Genomic DNA, 17,081 nt, shown 5'->3' on the forward strand with positions numbered 1-17,081 from the left:
CACCAAGATCCGGTTGATCACGCGACGCGGCTTCGGGTTTCACACCCCCGAAGCCGTCGTCGCGCTGGCGATGCTCAGCCTCGGCGGTTCCCGACCCCAGCTACCCGGCAGAGACCCACGGATGAGTCAGTAGAGCCTCTTTTAGGAGTCCCTGGACTCCTGAAAGACTCACGAGCTATTCGACCTCGCTCAGCTCGGTGGGCACGTGGTAAGGGGGAGTGCTCTTGCCGATGATGCGGTACCGATTCCATGGATCCGGGTCGCCGAGATAGGCAGGCCGTGCGCTGTGCTCGGTGCGGATCGTGGCTTTCGTGCGCTGCTCGCCGGCCAGTATCTCGGTCAGCGCGTCGTTGGGTTCGATGCGACCGATCCAGCGGTAGATGCCGTCGATCGGCTCCCGATATCCCTTGATTTCGACCTGCGCAGGTATCTCGGTGCCGCGGACGATGATCGTCGCGGGGCCGATGTAATCGGAACCTTCGTGCGGGCTGTGGGCGAAGGCGCTGCTCATGGGTCCTCCTCTTGTCGCCACCTTTGACGTCATCTTTGTTGTCATTGACAAGGTCGGTGGCCTCGATCACACTCTGAACAGTACACGGAACCGGCGGTATGAGATACCGATAGTTCGAGACGTACTGCGAAGGGAGTTGGACAATGGAGTCCGACAGCGAAGCTAGGTTTCACCGGCCGACTACGACCACGGGCGCCAGAGTTGTGCACCGTCGCGGCGTCGGCGAACGACAGAAGACCGCCCAGCGTTTGTTGTTCGCGGCAGCAGAAGCGAGCTACGACGGTGAGTTGGACATCAACTGGGATGCGCCCATCGAGCCAGGGAAATACTGGCTGCCACCGCATCTGGTGTCGGTATACGGCACTCGGCTCTGGGATTCGCTGACCGAGCAGCAAAAAACCGAACTGGGCAAACACGAGTTGGTCAACATTCTCACGCTCGGTGTCTATGCCGAGTGCGCGCTGTCGATGCTCATGTTCCGCGACATCGCGGAAGCCGACGGATTAGCCGACGACAGTTCACGATTCGGCCTCGCAGCGATCAACGAGGACACTCGCAACGCGACAATGTTCGGGCGGCTGATCAACAAGGCGGACCTCCCGCCCTACAAACGCCCGCGTGCCGTCGGCCTGCTGTCGCGGTTGGTGATGTTCGCGCCGACAGGCCCCGCAGGGCGGGCAACGATGCTGCTGGTCGAAGAGGCCATGCATCGCCTCGTCGTGGAGCTTGCTGTCGATCCCGACATTCAGCCACATGTACGGCAGCTCATGAAGATTCACGCGCTCGCCGGCGATCGTCACATCGAATTCGCGCGAGCCGAGGTGCAGCGCACCATCGCCGAACGCAACGCAATCGCCAACGCTATTCATTCGATTGCGGCAGCCGCCGTTGCGGCGTCGATCTATCCGCTGTTGATCAATCCCGAGGCCTACAGCGCCGTCGGCATCAACCCGGTCCGCGGGTTGCTCGCGGCATTCCTCAGCGACCAGTACGCGACGCAAGCGCGTGCGGTCACGAATTCGTTTGTGCATTTCGGCTCACGCGTCGGGCTGTTCGGCGGCGTGAGCGGCGAGATGGCGAAAGCCGTTCTGCGCCTCGGCCGAGTGTGGCCACCGCAACAGCAACGCGAGATGATTGGAGCTCGATAGCAATGACTTCTGTAGTAACGACCGCCGGTGCCTCGACCACGCGGGGACACAACGTCGGTGACCGCCAAAAGACCGCTCAACGGCTGCTCCGTTCGACCGCGGACCGCTCCTACGACGGCGAACTGGACATCAACTGGGACGCGCCGATCGACCCGGAAAAGAAGTGGATGTCCGAACATCGCCAAACCCTGTACGGCACAAAGCTTTGGGACAAGCTGACTCCCGAACAGCGCAACGAACTCGGAAAGCACGAAGTGGTCAGTGTGCTCAGCTTTGGCATCCTCGCCGAGGTCGGGCTGAGCGGCATGCTGTTGCGCACCGTCCTGGAGAGCGACGGCCTCGTCGACGACCACTGCCGCTATGCCCTTGCCGAAATAGGCGAAGAGACAAGACATTCGACGATGTTCAGCCGACTGATCAACAAGTCGGGGCTGGCGCCGTACACGGCCCCGAAATTCAGCCGCTCGATTCTGCGGCTGACCGGCCTCATACCGATCGGGCCCTCGGCGTATGCGGGGACGCTGCTCATCGAGGAAGTCCTCGACCGGCTGCAACGCGAAATGATGAACGATCCCGAGGTGCAGCCGCACGTGCGTCAGCTGATGAAGATCCACGTCCTCGAGGAAGCGCGCCACATCACCTATGCCCGTGAGGAATTGGTGCGCAGCATCGCCGCGCGAGGTAAGGCGTCCAACGCATTTCACCGTGGCGTCTTCGCCGTGATGGTGCTCGGCGTCTTCCCGGTACTGATCAATCCGAAGGTCTATCGGTCGGTCGGCATCGGGGCCCTGGAAGGTCTCATCGCCGCACAGACCAGCCCTCAGTACAAGCGAAACACCGTGTTTGCGGGCGAGCCGTTGCTGCGGTTCGCGCACGAGGCCGGCTTCATCAAAGGTGCGATCAGCACGCGAATTCTGCGGTTGGCGCGTGCCTTGCCAGACGACATCTTCGAGGAACTCACCGGAAAGCGCAGCGCATGACATCAACCGAGCCCATCCATACTCGAGTCCTCATCGTCGGCAGCGGATTCTCCGGCCTCGGCATGGGAATTGCCCTCAAGAAGGACGGCCGGGACGACTTCATCATCCTCGAGAAGGCCACTGAGGTCGGTGGTACGTGGCGAGACAACACTTACCCCGGCGCCGCGTGCGACGTGCCGACGCACCTCTACTCGTATTCGTTCGAGCCTCGAAGCAAGTGGAAGTCGCTGTTCTCATATCAGCCGGAGATTTTCGACTACCTCAAAGAGGTCACCGACAAGTACGGGTTGCGTCCGCACATCACGTTCGGCAAGACGCTCGTCCGCGGGTACTGGGACGAAGCGGAAGCCCGGTGGCACGCGTTCGCCGACGACGGACAGGAATACGTCGCCCAGTTCATCGTGTCGGCGATCGGCGCACTCCACATTCCGAGCATTCCGCACCTCGACGGCATCGAGAATTTCGAGGGCGTCGCGTTCCATTCGGCGCAGTGGAATCACGACTACGACCTTGCGGGCAAGCGGGTAGCCGTCATCGGAACCGGCGCCAGCGCAATTCAATTCGTCCCCGAGATCGTTGGCAAGGTCGGTAGTTTGCAGGTCTACCAGCGCACGGCGCCGTGGGTCCTCCCGCGCGAGAACATCGCCTTCCCAGCAGGTCTGAAAGCCGCGTTCGAATATGTGCCAGGTCTGCGTCGAGCGTTCCGCAACGGCATCTATTGGGGTGCCGAGGGCGGCGCATACGCCATGAACAAGCGGCCGAATCTGTTGCGCGGCCTCGAATTGATCGGAAAGCGTCACATCCGCAATCAGATCGCGGACCGACAATTGCGTGCGAAGGTCACCCCCGACTATCGAGCAGGTTGCAAGCGACTCCTCGGCTCGAACACCTACTACAAGGCGATCGCGAATCCGAAGACCGAACTTGTCACCGAACGCATCGCACGGGTCACGGCGGACAGCATCATCACTGCTGACGGCGTAGAGCGCAAGGTCGACGCAATCATCTACGGCACCGGCTTCCACGTCACGGATTCGTTCGAGCACCTGAGCATCAAGGGCCGCGACGGCGAGGACCTCGTCGATCGGTGGGCCCAGGAAGGCATGCAGGCGCACCGCGGAATCACCGTCGCCAATGTGCCCAACGCGTTCTTTCTGCTCGGTCCGAACACCGGACTCGGCCACAACTCGATCGTCTTCATGATCGAATCCCAGATCCGCTACGTCGTCGAGGCACTGCGGCTGGTCGATGCCAAGCGCGCGAAAGCAATTGCCCCGCGTCGCGACGTGCAGGACCGTTTCAACGCCGAGCTGCAACGGAAGCTGGCAGGCTCGGTGTGGAACTCGGGTGGCTGCTCGAGTTGGTACCTCGACGAGCACGGCAACAACCGGACGCTGTGGGCCGGCTTCACCTGGGAGTACTGGCGCGACACTCGCAGGATCAAACCCGAAGAATACGAGCTGATAGGAACCACGAAGCCATGAAGGACTTCAAAGACAAAGTCGCCGTCATCACGGGGGCAGGGTCGGGCATCGGCCGCGCACTCGCGCTGAATCTCGCGGAGCGTGGAACGAGGTTGGCGCTCTCCGATGTCGACACGACCGCCGTCGCCGATACCGCCGGGCGGTGCGAGAAGCTGGGCGTCAAGGCGCTTCCGTACAACTTGGATGTCGCCGATCGCGCTGCGGTCTACGCCCACGCCGAGGACGTCCGCGCCGAATTCGGTGGCGTCAACCTGGTGTTCAACAACGCCGGTGTCGCGTTGAGTGCCGATGTCATCGACATGACCTGGGAAGACTTCGACTGGCTGATGAACATCGACTTCTGGGGAGTTGCCCACGGCACCAAGGCTTTTTTGCCGGACCTGATCGCCTCGGGCGACGGACACGTGGTGAACATCTCCTCGGTGTTCGGGCTGATGGGCATTCCGTCGCAAAGTGCCTACAACGCAGCGAAATTCGCGGTCCGCGGGTTTACGGAAGCGCTTCGGCAGGAAATGAAGATCGCTCGGTATCCCGTCGGCGTCACGTGTGTACACCCCGGCGGGATCAAGACAAACATCGCCGTCAATGCACGAGGTATCAAGGAGACCAACGACATCGAGAAGGTGCGCGAGGGTTTCGAGCTGATTGCGCTCACCCGGCCGAGCTCTGCCGCCAAGATCATTCTGAAAGGCGTGGAGAAGAACAAGGCTCGTGTGCTGATCGGTCCGGATGCGCGGGGCTTCGATCTGATCCCGCGCGTCGTCGGTCCGCGCTATCAGGATCTCAGCGCGCCCATCGCCCGCGTCGGGCTCAAAGCAGCCGAGCGGTTCGGCTTCGACCTATAGGGGAGTGCGATGGCCGAAACGGCGAACACCCATGTCCACAACCTCGAGGTCGTCGAGGTGATCAAGGAGACCGACGACGCCATGTCGGTGGTCTTCGAGGTGCCCGAGCACCTCGTGCACAAGTTCCGGTACCAGCCGGGGCAGTTTCTGACACTGCGAATTCCCAGTGCGACAACAGGATCGGTCGCTCGGTGCTATTCACTGTCGAGCTCACCGCATCTGGACGACGATCTTATCGTGACGGTCAAGCGGACATTCGACGGCTACGCGTCCAACTGGATCTGTGACAACGTGGCCGTCGGGACCCGAATGACGGTGTTGTCGCCTTCGGGAGTGTTCGTCCCGAAGTCGTTGGACGCCGACCTGCTCTTGATCGGTGCGGGAAGCGGCGTGACGCCGCTGATGTCGATCGCGAAGTCTGCCCTCGTCGGCGGAGCTGCGACCGTCTACTTGATCTACGCAAACCGGGACGAGCGCTCGGTGATCTTCGGCGCCGAGTTGGACGAGATGATGGTCGAATTCCCCGACCGAATCATCGTCGAGCATTGGCTCGAAATCGACCGGGGTTTGCCGACCGCCGACGCGCTCGTCGATCTGGTGGCGCCCTTTCCGACCTACGACGCGTTCGTGTGCGGACCCACGCCGTTCATGGCGGTGGTGGGCGACGCGCTCGCCGCGATCGGAATGCCCGATTCGCATATCCACATCGAGCGCTACCAGTCGCTGACGGGTGATCCGTTCGCCGACATCGTGATCCCCGAGATCACCGATGGCGAAACCCCTGCCACCGCCGTCGTCGAACTCGACGGAGCGAAGGTCGAGGTCGCGTGGCCGCGGACGACGCCGCTGCTGGATGTGCTGCTCAGCAGGGGCTACGACGCTCCATACTCCTGCCGGGAAGGCGCGTGCAGTGCCTGCGCCTGTACGGTCCGAACAGGAGAAGTGCGGATGTTGCGCAACGACACACTCGTCGAGGCAGACCTGGCGATCGGTCTGACACTCGCCTGCCAGGCTGTGCCGCTGAGCGACAATGTTGAGATTGCTTTCGACCAATGAAAGAAGAGCCAACGATGACAGATACCAAGGCCCCGGGCCGCGTAGCCAAGACGGTCGCGCCGCCGGTCGAGCGATTCGTGCGCAACGGTGACATCGAGATTGCCGTCTACGAGCAGGGCAAGCTCGACGGCGAGACGATCATCCTCGTACACGGCTGGCCCGACACCCACCGGCTGTGGGACGGGGTGCTGCCGTATCTGGTCGAGCGTTTCCATGTCGTCTCCTACGACACCCGCGGGCACGGCAAGACGACAAATCCGAAGGACTACAAGGCATTCGGCCTTGCCGAACTTGCGACCGATTTCTTTGCTGTAGCGAACGCGGTCAGCCCCGTCAGCCCGGTCCACGTGCTCGCGCACGACTGGGGCGGAATCTCGCTGTGGGAGGCGGTATGTGAACCGGACGCGGAGCGGCGCATCGCGTCGTTCACGTCGGTATCCGGCCCGAATATCGACCACGTGGGTCAGTGGATGAAAAAGCGCATCTCGCGCCCGACACCCAAGAACGTGTGGCAACCGGTATCGCAGTTGCTGTCGTCGGGCTACACGTTCCCGTTCATGGTGCCCGGCCTGCAGAAGCTCTTCGGCATGGCCATCAACGAGAAGCTGTGGAAGCTGTTCTTGAATGTCTCGCAGGGCACGCCCGCTGACAAGGTCTATCTTGCTGACACCTTCGAACAAGACTTCGTCAACGGGATGAAGATCTACCGCGCGAACATTCTGCAGCGTTCGGTCGGTGCGCGGGAGCGGCGGACCAAGGTTCCGGTCCAGCTGATCGTCGACTCGCAGGACGTCGCCATCCGGCCTGCCGGCTACGACGACGAAGCGCGCTGGACCGAACGGCTCTGGCGCCGCGACCTCAAGGCGGGTCACTGGTCGCCGTTCTCCCATCCGCAGGTCCTTGCTCAGGCGACGATCGAACTCATCGACGCGTTGTCCGGTGGCGAGCCCGCTCGTGGGCTGCGCCGGGCCGAGGTCGGTCGCGATCGCAAATATTTCGGCGACCAACTCCTCGTCATCACCGGCGGCGGCAGCGGTATCGGCCGCGAGACCGCTTTGGCCTTTGCGCGCGAAGGTGCGGAGGTCGTGCTGTCGGACGTCAACCTTGCGTCCGCGAAGGAGACTGCGGCACTTATCGCCGAATTCGGCGGTGTGGCACACCCGTACCAGCTTGACGTCTCCGACGAAGCGGCCGTGGAGGCCCACGCCGACGAGGTCGCCGAAAAGCATGGCGTGCCCGACATCCTGATCAACAACGCGGGGATTGGCCACGCCGGCAGATTCCTCGACACGTCGAGCGAGAGCTTCCGCAAGGTCATCGACATCAACCTGTTCGGTGTGATCAACGGTTCGCGTGCCTTCGGCCGCAAGATGGTCGAGCGCGGCGTCGGTGGGCAGATCGTCAACCTGTCGTCCATGGCGGCCTTCGGCCCGCAACAGGGCTTCAGCTCGTACGCGACCAGCAAGTCCGCAGTCTTCATGTTCTCCGATTGCCTGCGCGCGGAATTCGCCAGCGCCAATATCGGCGTCAGCACGATCTGCCCCGGAATCGTGCATACGAATATCGTTGCAACTACAGAGTTTTCCGGTGTGAGTGCGGACGAAGAGGCGTCGAAGCAGGCGAAGTTCGACAAGCTCTACGAGAAGCGTGGGTACACGCCCGACAAGGTGGCCGACCGAATCGTCAACGCGGTCAAGAAGAACAAGTCGATCGTTCCCGTCACGCCGGAGGCGCACATCAGCTACCACGGGAGCAGGCTTGCGCCCGCGGTCGTGCGGTTCGGTGCAGCGGCACGACAGGTCATTCAGTAGCGGACATGACTGCGGCGCCTACGATCGGACGCGTGTCAGGTACTCGGACAGACGCGCGTACCGACCGTTGGCGTGAGCATCGCGCGGCGGTTCGGGAGCAGCTGCTCGACGAGACGGTGAGAGCAATCGAGCTGTTCGGTCCGGACGTGTCGGTCGACGACATCGCCAAGACGGCTGGGGTGCCGAAGCCCAAGCTCTACCGCTACTTCAGTGACAAGAGCGAGCTTTTCGATGCCGTCAGCGATCGGGTCCACGCGATGATGCTCGAGCGGATCACGCCGCATCTCGAGCTGTCGGGACCACCGCGGGATGCCATTCGATCGGGCCTCGCCGCCTACATCGGACTCGTGGACGAGCACCCGAATCTCTTTCGCTTTCTGGTCAATTCGCATTTCATCGACGGTCAGACGGCGATGGAGCGAATCCGTGCGGGTGGTCAGACGCTCGCCGCGATGGGTGCGGCCACGTTGACCGCGATCATCGAAGCGGGCGGTGGCAACGCAGGGGAAGGCGTCGAGGTCGTCGTCGACGCGCTCCTCGGCGCCGTCGCGCTCGGGGTGCTGCGGTGGCTGAATTACCCGACCATCAGTGCCGACGAATTGGTCGAACAGATGCTCATCGTCGTGTGGGGCGGGCTCGCCGCGACGCTCGAGTCACGAGGCGTCGCCATCACCTCGTGAGTCTTTTAGGAGTCCAGAGACTCCTAAAAGACTCACGAGCGTGTAAGTCTGTTGTCGTGCGTCGTGCCGCAGTTGCATTGCTGTCCTTGACCGTTGGAGTCGTCCTCGCGGACTCGGCGATCGTCACGCTCGCGCTGCCCGAGATCCTGCGGCACCTCGGTGGCAGCGTTGCGCAGGTTGCCTGGGTGCTGATCGCGTTCAACCTCGTGTTGGCATTGCTAGTAGTGCCCGCGGCGTGGGCCTGTACTCGTCGCAACCCCGCGCCGATGTGTGCGGCCGGGATCGCGATGTTCGCTGCCGCGTCGGCCGCGTGTGCGCTCGCCGGGACGATGGACGTGTTGATCGCCGCCCGTTGCGTGCAGGCGTTGGGTGGTGCGTTCGCTCTCGTCGGCTGCCTGGAATTGCTGGTCGCTGCGACCGACGAGAAACGGGGAGTCGCTCGCTGGACCACGGCGGGCGTGCTCGGAACAGCTGTAGGGCCGGTCGCGGGTGGCCTTCTCACCGAAGCAATTTCGTGGCAGGCGATCTTCGTCGTCCAGGTTCCGATCGCGGTCCTCGCGGTGCCGGCTGCGCTCGCGATCCGCGGCAATTCGGTACACGCCGTTGACAAGCATCGCCCAGCGATCGCGCCGAACCTCGCGTTGGTCTTGCTGTCCGCTGCGCTGACCGCCGCCTTGTTCCTGCTCGTCCTATTACTCGTCGAGGGCTGGGGTCGCTCGCCCGCCACCGCCGCGCTGACCGTGTCGGTAGTGCCGGTCGCAGCGTTCATTGCCACGCCGCTGGCCAGACGAGTCCGGGCTGGGCCGCGCTCGGAGTCCGCGGCCGGTTGCATCCTCATCGCGGGCGGGTTGGTCGGCCTCGCAATCCCCCCGTCCGCGCACCTGGCGTGGACGATCGCTCCACAGGCGCTGATCGGCCTCGGACTCGGTCTGACAGTGGACTCCCTCACGTTCGAGGCGCTGCGCGATCGGATGCCGCGAGCGATGCACGGCGGTTGGACGATCGGTGCTCGGCACGCGGGAGTCGTTCTCGGCCTTGCGATTTTGACGCCGGTGTTCACCGCCGACCTCGTCGACGCCCAGGTACCCGCGCAGGAGGCCATCACCGGGCTGGTGTTGGATGCCCCGTTGCGAACGCAGGAGAAGATTGCGCTCGCCCAGGGATTGAGCGACCAACTGGCGCGCGAGCGCGGCCGCGTGCCCGACCTGCACCCGGCGTTTGCCGAATTGCAAGTTGCCGATGAGCAGCGCGCGGCCGCGGCGACGCTCGAACGCAACCTCGATGAACAACTCGAGCGGGCAGCAACGTACGCGTTTCGCGACTCGTTCCTCATCGGCGCGGCCTTGGCGCTTGCCGCGCTGGTGCCTCTGATTCCGTTCGGTCGGCTACGCAGGCGGGTGCACGCATGAGGCTGCGCGCGGCGGTCCTTCCTGTCATTGCTGCGGTGCTGGTGAGCGTCGTGCTCGGTTTCCAGGTCGCGCACGGCGGCGGTGATTTTGCACCTGCGCAGCCTGCGGACCCGTGCAAGGCCAGAGTGATCGAACCGCTCGCAACCGGCATCGAAGCGCTCGGCGCGCGTCTGGTCTTCATCGGATTGGACGGCGCCGCATGCCGCCTGCACATCTCCCGCGAGGCGCTGGTGCTGCGACTGGCGCAGCCGGGGGAGCGCACGGACGCCGAGATCGACGCAATGCGGGCGGGTCTGCTCGACGCGGTGGACCGGATGAAGTCCGAAGGCACCCTGCCGTCCGCGTCCGATCTCACCGACGAGGCGCTCGACAACGCGGACCTGCCTGGCTACGTCGAATGGCTGATCCGCCGTCTGCCCGACTCACTCGTCAACGGTGCCCTCAAGACCGACGACGTGCTGCGCCGCGTGATCAACGACCTCGACCTCCGCGCGCTGCTCGCCGACCTGAACGATCCCGACGACATCACCCGCATGATCAATGCCAAGGTCAGCAAGGCGGTGAAGGATTCGCTGATCGAACGACTCCGCGACTTGCTCCCCGGTTAACCCCACTGTCGTGAGTCTTTTTGGAGTCCAGAGACTCCAAAAAGACTCACGAGGCTTGTTCGGTTACGACCGAGTTCAGCGCCCTGACGATGTCGTCGGCGGGGGCGATGTCGTGGGCGTGATGAGCGCGGAAGTCCCAGAGCACTTCCTTGCCGCCGATGCTGGCGACGAAGACTCCGCCGAGTTGGCGGTTGTCGCCGGTCCGCTGGTACGGGTACACGCCTGTGCGGATGAGTCCGACCAGCGGCGCGACATTGGCAGGTCCGTGCGCACCGATCCAGGCCCGCTGCAGACCCATCGTTCGGTACAGGGTCTGGTCATTGGTCGTCAGCACGGGGAACCGTGTGCCTGCGCGCTTCCGGAAGGTGAAGGCCTGAATCGGTGTACCCAGCCCGATGAACACCACGTTGCCCCCCGCTGCCGTTATGTCGGGGTAGCGGCCATTGAGCGCCCGCGCTTGTTCGAGCGCGAATGCGCTGCCGAATTGACGAAGGAACACGAATGCGACGGGGCCGTCGCGCCAGAAATCACGGATCTCGTGCTGATGGTGGCGGTCGTCGATCAACCGCTCGTTCGCGATGACGTCTACGCGGCTCATCGACCGACCTCCTGCAACGTGCCGCCTTTACCTCGCTGGAGCGTCAAACCGGGGTCGTGGGTGAAGGGGACTTGCCCGGTCTCCGGTGTGTGGCGGAGCGCGTTATGCGCGTATCCCCACATTTCGTAGCCGACGAACGGCACGATCAGGTGGTCCACGAGCGGGTGTGTGGCTACCTTGGCGACCTGCTTGATGACGGCCGCGGAGAGTTTGGTGCGCATAGGTATGTTCGCCAGCCCGATGATCTCTCGGACGTACGGACTCAGCAGCGGTACCGAGGACCAGAAGAACAGGCGCACAAACAGATTGATCCCGCCGAGAGGCCACACCGGGGTCCAGGGTGGCGAGGTCAGGAAGTCGACGATTTCTTGGGCCGGTCGGGTGAACGCCATGATATTTTGCTCGGCGTTGCGCACCCAGGCGTCCACGGCTTCCGGCGTCAGCGGCAGTTCCCCGGCAGGGATCCCGAGCAACTCCGCGACCTTGTGTTGCTCGGCGTAGAACTGCCGCTCGTCGTCCGCCGTGGCGTTCGGATCGCCGTAGGTCTTGTAGGCGCGCCACAGGAGCTGCCACCCGGCCACATAGGTGAACTTCAAGGCCTCGACATGGTTGGCGCGAAACTCTTGGCCGTTGCCAGGAATCTCGCCGTTGACGTGCGAATGCTTGCGGAACAGGTCACGACCGACCTTGTCTGCGGTCGCGCTGTCGCCGAATACCGCACCGGCGAAGAACAACAGACTCCGCCGAGCCCTGCCGAGCGTGTCGTAGTAGTAGACGGAGTGCTGCCCGACCCCATATGCGCCGACTGGATCGAGCATGGCGAGAACGAGGCCTGACATCGCGCCCATTCCGGCGACGAGCACGTTTTCGTAGACCTTCCAACTGATCGAGTCCGGACCGAAATATCCATCGTCGATCCGCGGAGCCTCGGCCATGGCGAGTGCCTTATCGCCGTTCTTGCCGTGCAGCTTCAGCAGGAAGTCGTACTTTCTGTCTGCCGCTCGGCGTTCGTCGGGCGTCTTGCTCAACATTTCGCTGACGAAGCTCACGAGACCTTCTCTCACGTCGTTGTGTCGGCTGTTGAGATTACAATGCAATCTGTATTGCAAAGTTATATGAATTGGGCCGCCATGGCAATGGGAAGCGGGTGAGGAAGAATGAGCCGATGCCGAAGGCGTTGACGCGTGAAGAATTACAAGCGCAGACCCGCGACCTGATCGTGTCGGCAGCGGAACGGGTGTTCTTGGCCCGCGGCTACCACCCGACGACGATCGCGCAGATCGCCGAGGAGGCGGGCCGCACGCACGGGTCGATCTATGGCAACTTCGCGGGTAAAGAGGACCTGTGCCTCCACGTGCTTCGCAGTCATTTCGAACACGTGCTTGCAGGGCTGTCCACTGCGGTCCTTACTGCCGACGGCATGGATGCCAAAAGGATTGCAACGCAACAGCAGTGGGAGAAACTGCTCGAGGAACCGGCCTGGATCAGACTCGCCGCCGACTTCACGATCGCCACTCGCAGCGACCCGCTGCAAGAAGAGTCCAACCGTGACACCGTCGATGGGTTCATCGCTGGGATCCAAGCCCTGGTCCTTGTGCAGGCCGCCGCGCTCGGAGTGCAGTCGGTCGACCCCGAACTACTCGAGCGGGCCTGCGCCGCACTTCTGGCGACTGGTGTCGGGCTTGCGGTCGGCTATTCGCTCGGCGCAACGACGCGCGAACTCGCCGTCGTGGCGTTTCTCGACAGCGTCGAGCTGTGGTTTCGCCGAATGGAGATCAACTCGCACGCTGCTACCTCGTGAGTCTTTTTGGAGTCTCTGGACTCCGAAAAGACTCACGACTAGCGGGGGATGTGGAACATCGTGAGCTCCGCCAAGCCGGTGTCGAGCTCGCTCCATGGCTGGTCGAACTCGAGGACCGCCATGGCGGAGGTGGGGAACTTCTTACTGACCGCGTCGGCGGCAGGCGAGCTTCGGTTCGCCGCGAGCTCCCAGGTTGTCCACGGCATTCCGGGGGAGTGGCCGATCATGAGCAACGTGTCGACCGCGTCGTCGACGCTGCGGACCAGGTCGATCAACTCGTGTGGTGAGGCGCCGTAGATCAGTTCCTCGTACGTGGTCGGGGCGATCAGCCCGGTTGCTTCGAGGGTCTGCCTGGTGCGCGTCGAGGTCGAGCAGAGGACGGCGTCGACGACGGGTTGGTTCTCGCGCAACCAGTCGCCTGCCAGCGCAGCTTCCCGTTGACCGCGCGGTGCTAGAGGGCGCTCGTGGTCGCCGATGCCGGTCGGATAGGCTGATTTTCCGTGCCGCATAAGGATGAGAACCCGCGAGGTCATACCGGACACGGTATGCGGCCCATCCGGCCGCGTCACACGCGACAATGAATGTTCAAACTCCGGTTACCATGACCGCTGCTCCGACCTCCGCGCGAACAGGGATCGATCAATGGCCTACGTCATCACGCAACGATGCTGCAACGATGCCAGTTGCATCAGTGAATGCCCAGTGGACTGCATTCGGCCGACTCCGGAGCAGCGCGAGTTCGCGAACACCGAGATGCTCTACATCGATCCGGATACCTGTATCGATTGCGGTGCTTGTGTAGACGCCTGCCCGGTCGACGCCATCTTCTCCGAAGACGAGCTGTCGGCGCCGCTGGCGCGGTTCAAGGACATCAACGCTGCCTGGTTCGATCGGCATCCGCTGGAATCCGACCTGTCGCCGCTGAAGGTTCCCCCGCGTCCGGCGAAAGAACTCGGGACGTTGCGGGTCGCGATCGTCGGCGCCGGACCGGCCGCGTGCTACGCCGCCGAAGCCTTGCTGAAGCGCGCCGACGTCGAGGTCGAGATGTTCGACAAGCTGCCGACTCCGTTCGGCCTCGTCCGCGCCGGCGTGGCCCCCGATCACCCGGGCACCAAGGGCGTCACCGCGATGTTCGAGTCGGCCTTCAAGCGCGAGGCCTTCCAGTACTACCTCAACGTCGAGGTCGGCAAGCACATCAGCCACGACGAACTGCTCGCCCACCACCATGCGGTGATCTACGCGGTCGGCGCATCGTCGGACCGCCGCCTCGAGATCCCTGGTGAAGACCTGCCAGGCAGCCACGCCGCGACGGAATTTGTCGCCTGGTACAACGGCCATCCCAGCTACGCGGACCGCACGTTCGACCTGTCCGGTGAGCGCGCCGTGATCATCGGCAACGGCAACGTCGCACTTGATGTCGCCCGTGTGCTGACCCTCGGACCCGATGCTCTCAAGAAGACCGACATCGCCGACCACGCGCTGGAAGCGCTGCGTAACAGCAATATTCGTGAGGTCGTGCTGCTCGGTCGTCGTGGTCCCGCCCAGGCGGCGTACACGTCGCCGGAGTTCCTTGCGCTCGGTTATCTGCCTGACATCGACGTCGTCATCGACCCCGACGACCTCGTGCTCGACCCGGCAAGTCAGGCCGAGGTCGACAGCGCGGACGCCGAGCCGTCATTGCGCATGAAGGTCCAGCTTGCCGGTGAGTACGCCGCGCGGCCGGTCGACCCGTCGAAGAAGCGCATCGTGTTCCGTTACCTCGCGTCGCCGGTCGAGGTGATCGGGTCCGACAAGGTCGAAGGCCTGAAGATCGTCCGCAACGAACTTGTCGACGGCAGCGCGGTCGCGACCGACCAGACGGAGACCATCGACACCGGTTTGGTCATTCGGTCCGTCGGCTACCGCGGTGTTGCCATCGAGGGTTTGCCGTTCGACGATCGCCGCGGTGTCGTGCCGAACGAGAACGGCCGGGTCATCGACGAGGCTGGCGTGCCCGTCGAAGGTGTGTTCGTCAGCGGCTGGATCAAACGTGGTCCGCGCGGTGTGATCGGCACCAACAAGACCGACGCCGACGAAACGGTCGACCTGATCCTGCAGGACTTCCAGGCCATGAAGCTCGAGAAGCCGGCACACGACCGCAACGCCTTGAAGCAACTCCTCGACGAGCGCCAGGCGGACCTGATCGACCGGACCGGCTGGCGCAAGATCGACCAGGCAGAGCGTCAGCGTGGCAAGGCTGGTGGACGGCCGCGCGTGAAGTTCACGGCCGTCGACGAGATGGTCGCCGTCACCAAGGACTGACGGAGACTACTCGTATTCGGCGAGTGGACTGACGCGCGCTGCTGCCCGGATCGTGCCGTCGACGAGGTACCACAACCGCAGTACCTCGGTGTCGTTGTCGTAGCGCGACCGCACCATGACGTGGTCGCGAGGCAGCACGCCATTGTTGTACTCGATCACCGCTCGATGCGGTTTGGCGACCAGCTTCGGCAGGTCGACCAGCTTTTCCTCGACCGCATGCCAGTAAGCGCAATTGTTCAGGTGGTTGAACTGGTCGATGTCGGTCGCGCGGATGTGAAATTGCATGTCGGCGTCGGACTCCGGCGGTGCGGGGTCGGTCAGCCACGCCTTCCACCGCAGGCGATGCTGGTCGGTGGTTGTACCGAGGTATTCGAGGCCGCGGTCGCTGATGCGCGACGGCATGCCTGTCTTGTCGCTGAAGTTGATCCAGAACCCCTCGGATTCGATCAACCCGCCACGTTCGCTGTTGATCTGGACTCTCATGTTCGTCCAGCGGGTCGACATGCCCGAGCACCAACGGCGCAGCGACACTTCGTCCGGCCAGATGACGGGACGGATGACATCGACGACCGTCCGCCGGACCAACCAGTACGGGTCAGTCTGCTCGAAGAACGTCGCGTGCAGGTTTTCCCACGCGATGTCTTGCAGGTACCGCGCGACGCCGTCGAAGCGGAGTCGGTTGTCTGGGTCGACATCAGCGGCGCGCACCGGCCACGCCGTGTTGAATCCGAGCCCTCCCGGAGGTGGTGGGGGGAGCGGCTTATCCAATGACACTGCTACTGGCTCCTCGTACGCCCGCGTTGTCGGCATTGCACCGACTTATCGCACATTACCGGTGTCATTGGTACCGCATGGCGGCAAGGAACCGCGTTCAGCTCCCGGGAATGTCGTCGACGACGCTGGCGGCGCCTTGAGCGGCCGCGCAGAGCACCGGCGCACGCCCGTCCGCGATGCTGAAGATCTCGCAGCGGCAGACTGCTTGTCGACGGGTCGCGCTGACCACGGAAGCTTCGGCACGTAACAGCGACCCGGTAGCCGGGCGAAGGTAGGTGATGGTGAATCCGCTGGTCAGCACCTTGGGGCCGAGCACGGACCCAGCTGCGAACGTCAGCGCATTGTCGGCCGAGTAGGCGAGAACGCCACCATGCACCACGCCGAACTGCTGCAGCAACGCCGGCGTGATCGGAATCTCCAACGTTGCCGATCCGGTCTCGAACGCAGCGATTCGCCCACCGACCAGCGAGGCGAAGGGCTGTGCTGCCAAGACGCCTTGGGCGTCGTCGAGAGTGATCGTCATGCCTGGACCGCCTTCCACGCTGCGTCGGCGAAGGTCGCGGCGACAGTCGCTGGTGCCGCTGTGACCGCTCCGTCGAGCCACAGTCGTGAGTACTCCTGCGCGGGACCGAGCCACAATGCGTAGGCGATCTCGAAGTCCAAGGCCCGGACCGCTCCATACCCGGCGTAAGTTCGCCACCAGCGCATGGTGTTTCGAAAAAACTCCCGATTGCTCGGAGACTGTTCCACACCCGCGGGCCTGGTTGCGGAGAGCACTTTTGCGCGCGCGGGGTGCTCGTCGATCCAGCGCAGGTGCGCAACGACGCCCGCTTCGACGCCCTCGCGTGCTGTGGTGCACTCGCCGACCGCTGCCCAGAACTGCGCTTGGTAGTCGGCCAGCGCGTGCAACCAGACCTGGCGATACAGGTCCGACTTGTCGGGGAAGTGGTGATACAGCGCGCCGACGGACACCCCGACGTCTGCGCGGATGTCGGCCAACCGCGCGTCGAGTGGGCCTTTGTCCGCGAACTCCGTTTCTGCTGCCAGCAGTAACCGATCTCGAACCTGCATATAC

General features: G+C 63.6%; 19 protein-coding genes. 12 read left to right on the forward strand and 7 right to left on the reverse strand.

Annotated elements, in window-relative coordinates:
* Positions 1-133 (forward strand): hypothetical protein (locus FGL95_RS32680; RefSeq protein WP_240963446.1); only part of this gene is annotated, 133 nt, incomplete at its 5' end.
* 42 nt (positions 134-175) lie between these two features.
* Here FGL95_RS32680 and FGL95_RS30615 read toward each other — a convergent pair.
* Positions 176-511 (reverse strand): DUF4873 domain-containing protein, encoded by a 336-nt coding sequence (locus FGL95_RS30615; RefSeq protein WP_169594540.1) that lies wholly within the window; start codon positions 509-511, stop codon positions 176-178.
* Between the two features lie 143 nt (positions 512-654).
* Here FGL95_RS30615 and FGL95_RS30620 point away from each other — a divergent pair, with 143 nt between their 5' ends.
* The 9 genes from FGL95_RS30620 to FGL95_RS30660 are packed head-to-tail and all read left to right on the forward strand — an operon-like array spanning position 655 to position 10,532.
* Positions 655-1,659, forward strand: a complete 1,005-nt coding sequence (locus tag FGL95_RS30620) for a diiron oxygenase (protein ID WP_169594542.1) — start codon at positions 655-657, stop codon at positions 1,657-1,659.
* Positions 1,660-1,661: 2 nt separating this feature from the next.
* A complete protein-coding gene (locus FGL95_RS30625) occupies positions 1,662-2,639 on the forward strand; it encodes an AurF N-oxygenase family protein (protein WP_169594544.1) in 978 nt (325 codons plus the stop codon).
* Positions 2,636-4,123, forward strand: a complete 1,488-nt coding sequence (locus FGL95_RS30630; protein WP_169594545.1) for a flavin-containing monooxygenase — start codon at positions 2,636-2,638, stop codon at positions 4,121-4,123. Before FGL95_RS30625 ends, FGL95_RS30630 begins: the two co-directional genes overlap by 4 nt.
* Entirely contained in the window at positions 4,120-4,968 is an 849-nt protein-coding gene (locus tag FGL95_RS30635; RefSeq protein ID WP_169594547.1) for an SDR family NAD(P)-dependent oxidoreductase, read from the forward strand. Before FGL95_RS30630 ends, FGL95_RS30635 begins: the two co-directional genes overlap by 4 nt.
* A gap of 9 nt (positions 4,969-4,977) precedes the next feature.
* On the forward strand, positions 4,978-6,024 hold the full coding sequence (locus tag FGL95_RS30640; protein WP_169594549.1) for a ferredoxin--NADP reductase: 1,047 nt from the start codon (positions 4,978-4,980) through the stop codon (positions 6,022-6,024).
* 14 nt (positions 6,025-6,038) lie between these two features.
* The gene (locus FGL95_RS30645) at positions 6,039-7,835 is read left to right on the forward strand and encodes an SDR family oxidoreductase (RefSeq protein WP_169594551.1); all 1,797 of its coding nucleotides are present in this window, start codon (positions 6,039-6,041) and stop codon (positions 7,833-7,835) included.
* Between the two features lie 32 nt (positions 7,836-7,867).
* A complete protein-coding gene (locus tag FGL95_RS30650; protein ID WP_338080100.1) occupies positions 7,868-8,515 on the forward strand; it encodes a TetR/AcrR family transcriptional regulator in 648 nt (215 codons plus the stop codon).
* Positions 8,516-8,571: 56 nt separating this feature from the next.
* Positions 8,572-9,924, forward strand: coding sequence for an MFS transporter (locus FGL95_RS30655; protein WP_169594555.1), 1,353 nt, complete (start codon positions 8,572-8,574; stop codon positions 9,922-9,924).
* Positions 9,921-10,532, forward strand: coding sequence for a hypothetical protein (locus tag FGL95_RS30660; RefSeq protein ID WP_169594556.1), 612 nt, complete (start codon positions 9,921-9,923; stop codon positions 10,530-10,532). The genes FGL95_RS30655 and FGL95_RS30660 overlap by 4 nt, the downstream gene beginning before the upstream one ends.
* A gap of 46 nt (positions 10,533-10,578) precedes the next feature.
* Here FGL95_RS30660 and FGL95_RS30665 read toward each other — a convergent pair whose 3' ends face one another.
* Entirely contained in the window at positions 10,579-11,130 is a 552-nt protein-coding gene (locus FGL95_RS30665) for a peroxiredoxin-like family protein (RefSeq protein ID WP_169594557.1), read from the reverse strand.
* Positions 11,127-12,161 carry an oxygenase MpaB family protein gene (locus FGL95_RS30670; protein WP_169594680.1) on the reverse strand — a complete coding sequence of 345 codons (1,035 nt, stop codon included), beginning with the start codon at positions 12,159-12,161 and terminating at the stop codon, positions 11,127-11,129. The genes FGL95_RS30665 and FGL95_RS30670 overlap by 4 nt, the downstream gene beginning before the upstream one ends.
* Positions 12,162-12,295: 134 nt before the next feature.
* Here FGL95_RS30670 and FGL95_RS30675 point away from each other — a divergent pair, with 134 nt between their 5' ends.
* A complete protein-coding gene (locus FGL95_RS30675; protein WP_169594559.1) occupies positions 12,296-12,931 on the forward strand; it encodes a TetR/AcrR family transcriptional regulator in 636 nt (211 codons plus the stop codon).
* Positions 12,932-12,969: 38 nt separating this feature from the next.
* On the opposite strand, the gene FGL95_RS30680 is transcribed toward FGL95_RS30675, so the two are convergent.
* Complete coding sequence (locus FGL95_RS30680; RefSeq protein ID WP_169594560.1) at positions 12,970-13,464, reverse strand: SixA phosphatase family protein; 495 nt, start codon at positions 13,462-13,464, stop codon at positions 12,970-12,972.
* 109 nt (positions 13,465-13,573) lie between these two features.
* Here FGL95_RS30680 and FGL95_RS30685 point away from each other — a divergent pair, with 109 nt between their 5' ends.
* A complete protein-coding gene (locus tag FGL95_RS30685) occupies positions 13,574-15,232 on the forward strand; it encodes an FAD-dependent oxidoreductase (protein WP_169594562.1) in 1,659 nt (552 codons plus the stop codon).
* A 6-nt stretch (positions 15,233-15,238) separates the two neighbouring features.
* Here FGL95_RS30685 and FGL95_RS30690 read toward each other — a convergent pair whose 3' ends face one another.
* The 3 genes from FGL95_RS30690 to FGL95_RS30700 all read right to left on the reverse strand — a co-directional run bounded on the left by FGL95_RS30690 (position 15,239) and on the right by FGL95_RS30700 (position 17,077).
* Entirely contained in the window at positions 15,239-16,006 is a 768-nt protein-coding gene (locus FGL95_RS30690; RefSeq protein WP_169594564.1) for an acyl-ACP thioesterase domain-containing protein, read from the reverse strand.
* Between the two features lie 97 nt (positions 16,007-16,103).
* On the reverse strand, positions 16,104-16,529 hold the full coding sequence (locus tag FGL95_RS30695; protein WP_169594566.1) for a PaaI family thioesterase: 426 nt from the start codon (positions 16,527-16,529) through the stop codon (positions 16,104-16,106).
* Positions 16,526-17,077, reverse strand: coding sequence for a TetR/AcrR family transcriptional regulator (locus tag FGL95_RS30700; RefSeq protein ID WP_169594568.1), 552 nt, complete (start codon positions 17,075-17,077; stop codon positions 16,526-16,528). The genes FGL95_RS30695 and FGL95_RS30700 overlap by 4 nt, the downstream gene beginning before the upstream one ends.
* Positions 17,078-17,081: the final 4 nt, after the last annotated feature.

Source organism: Antrihabitans stalactiti, assembly GCF_012932915.1.
Taxonomy (GTDB): domain Bacteria; phylum Actinomycetota; class Actinomycetes; order Mycobacteriales; family Mycobacteriaceae; genus Antrihabitans; species Antrihabitans stalactiti.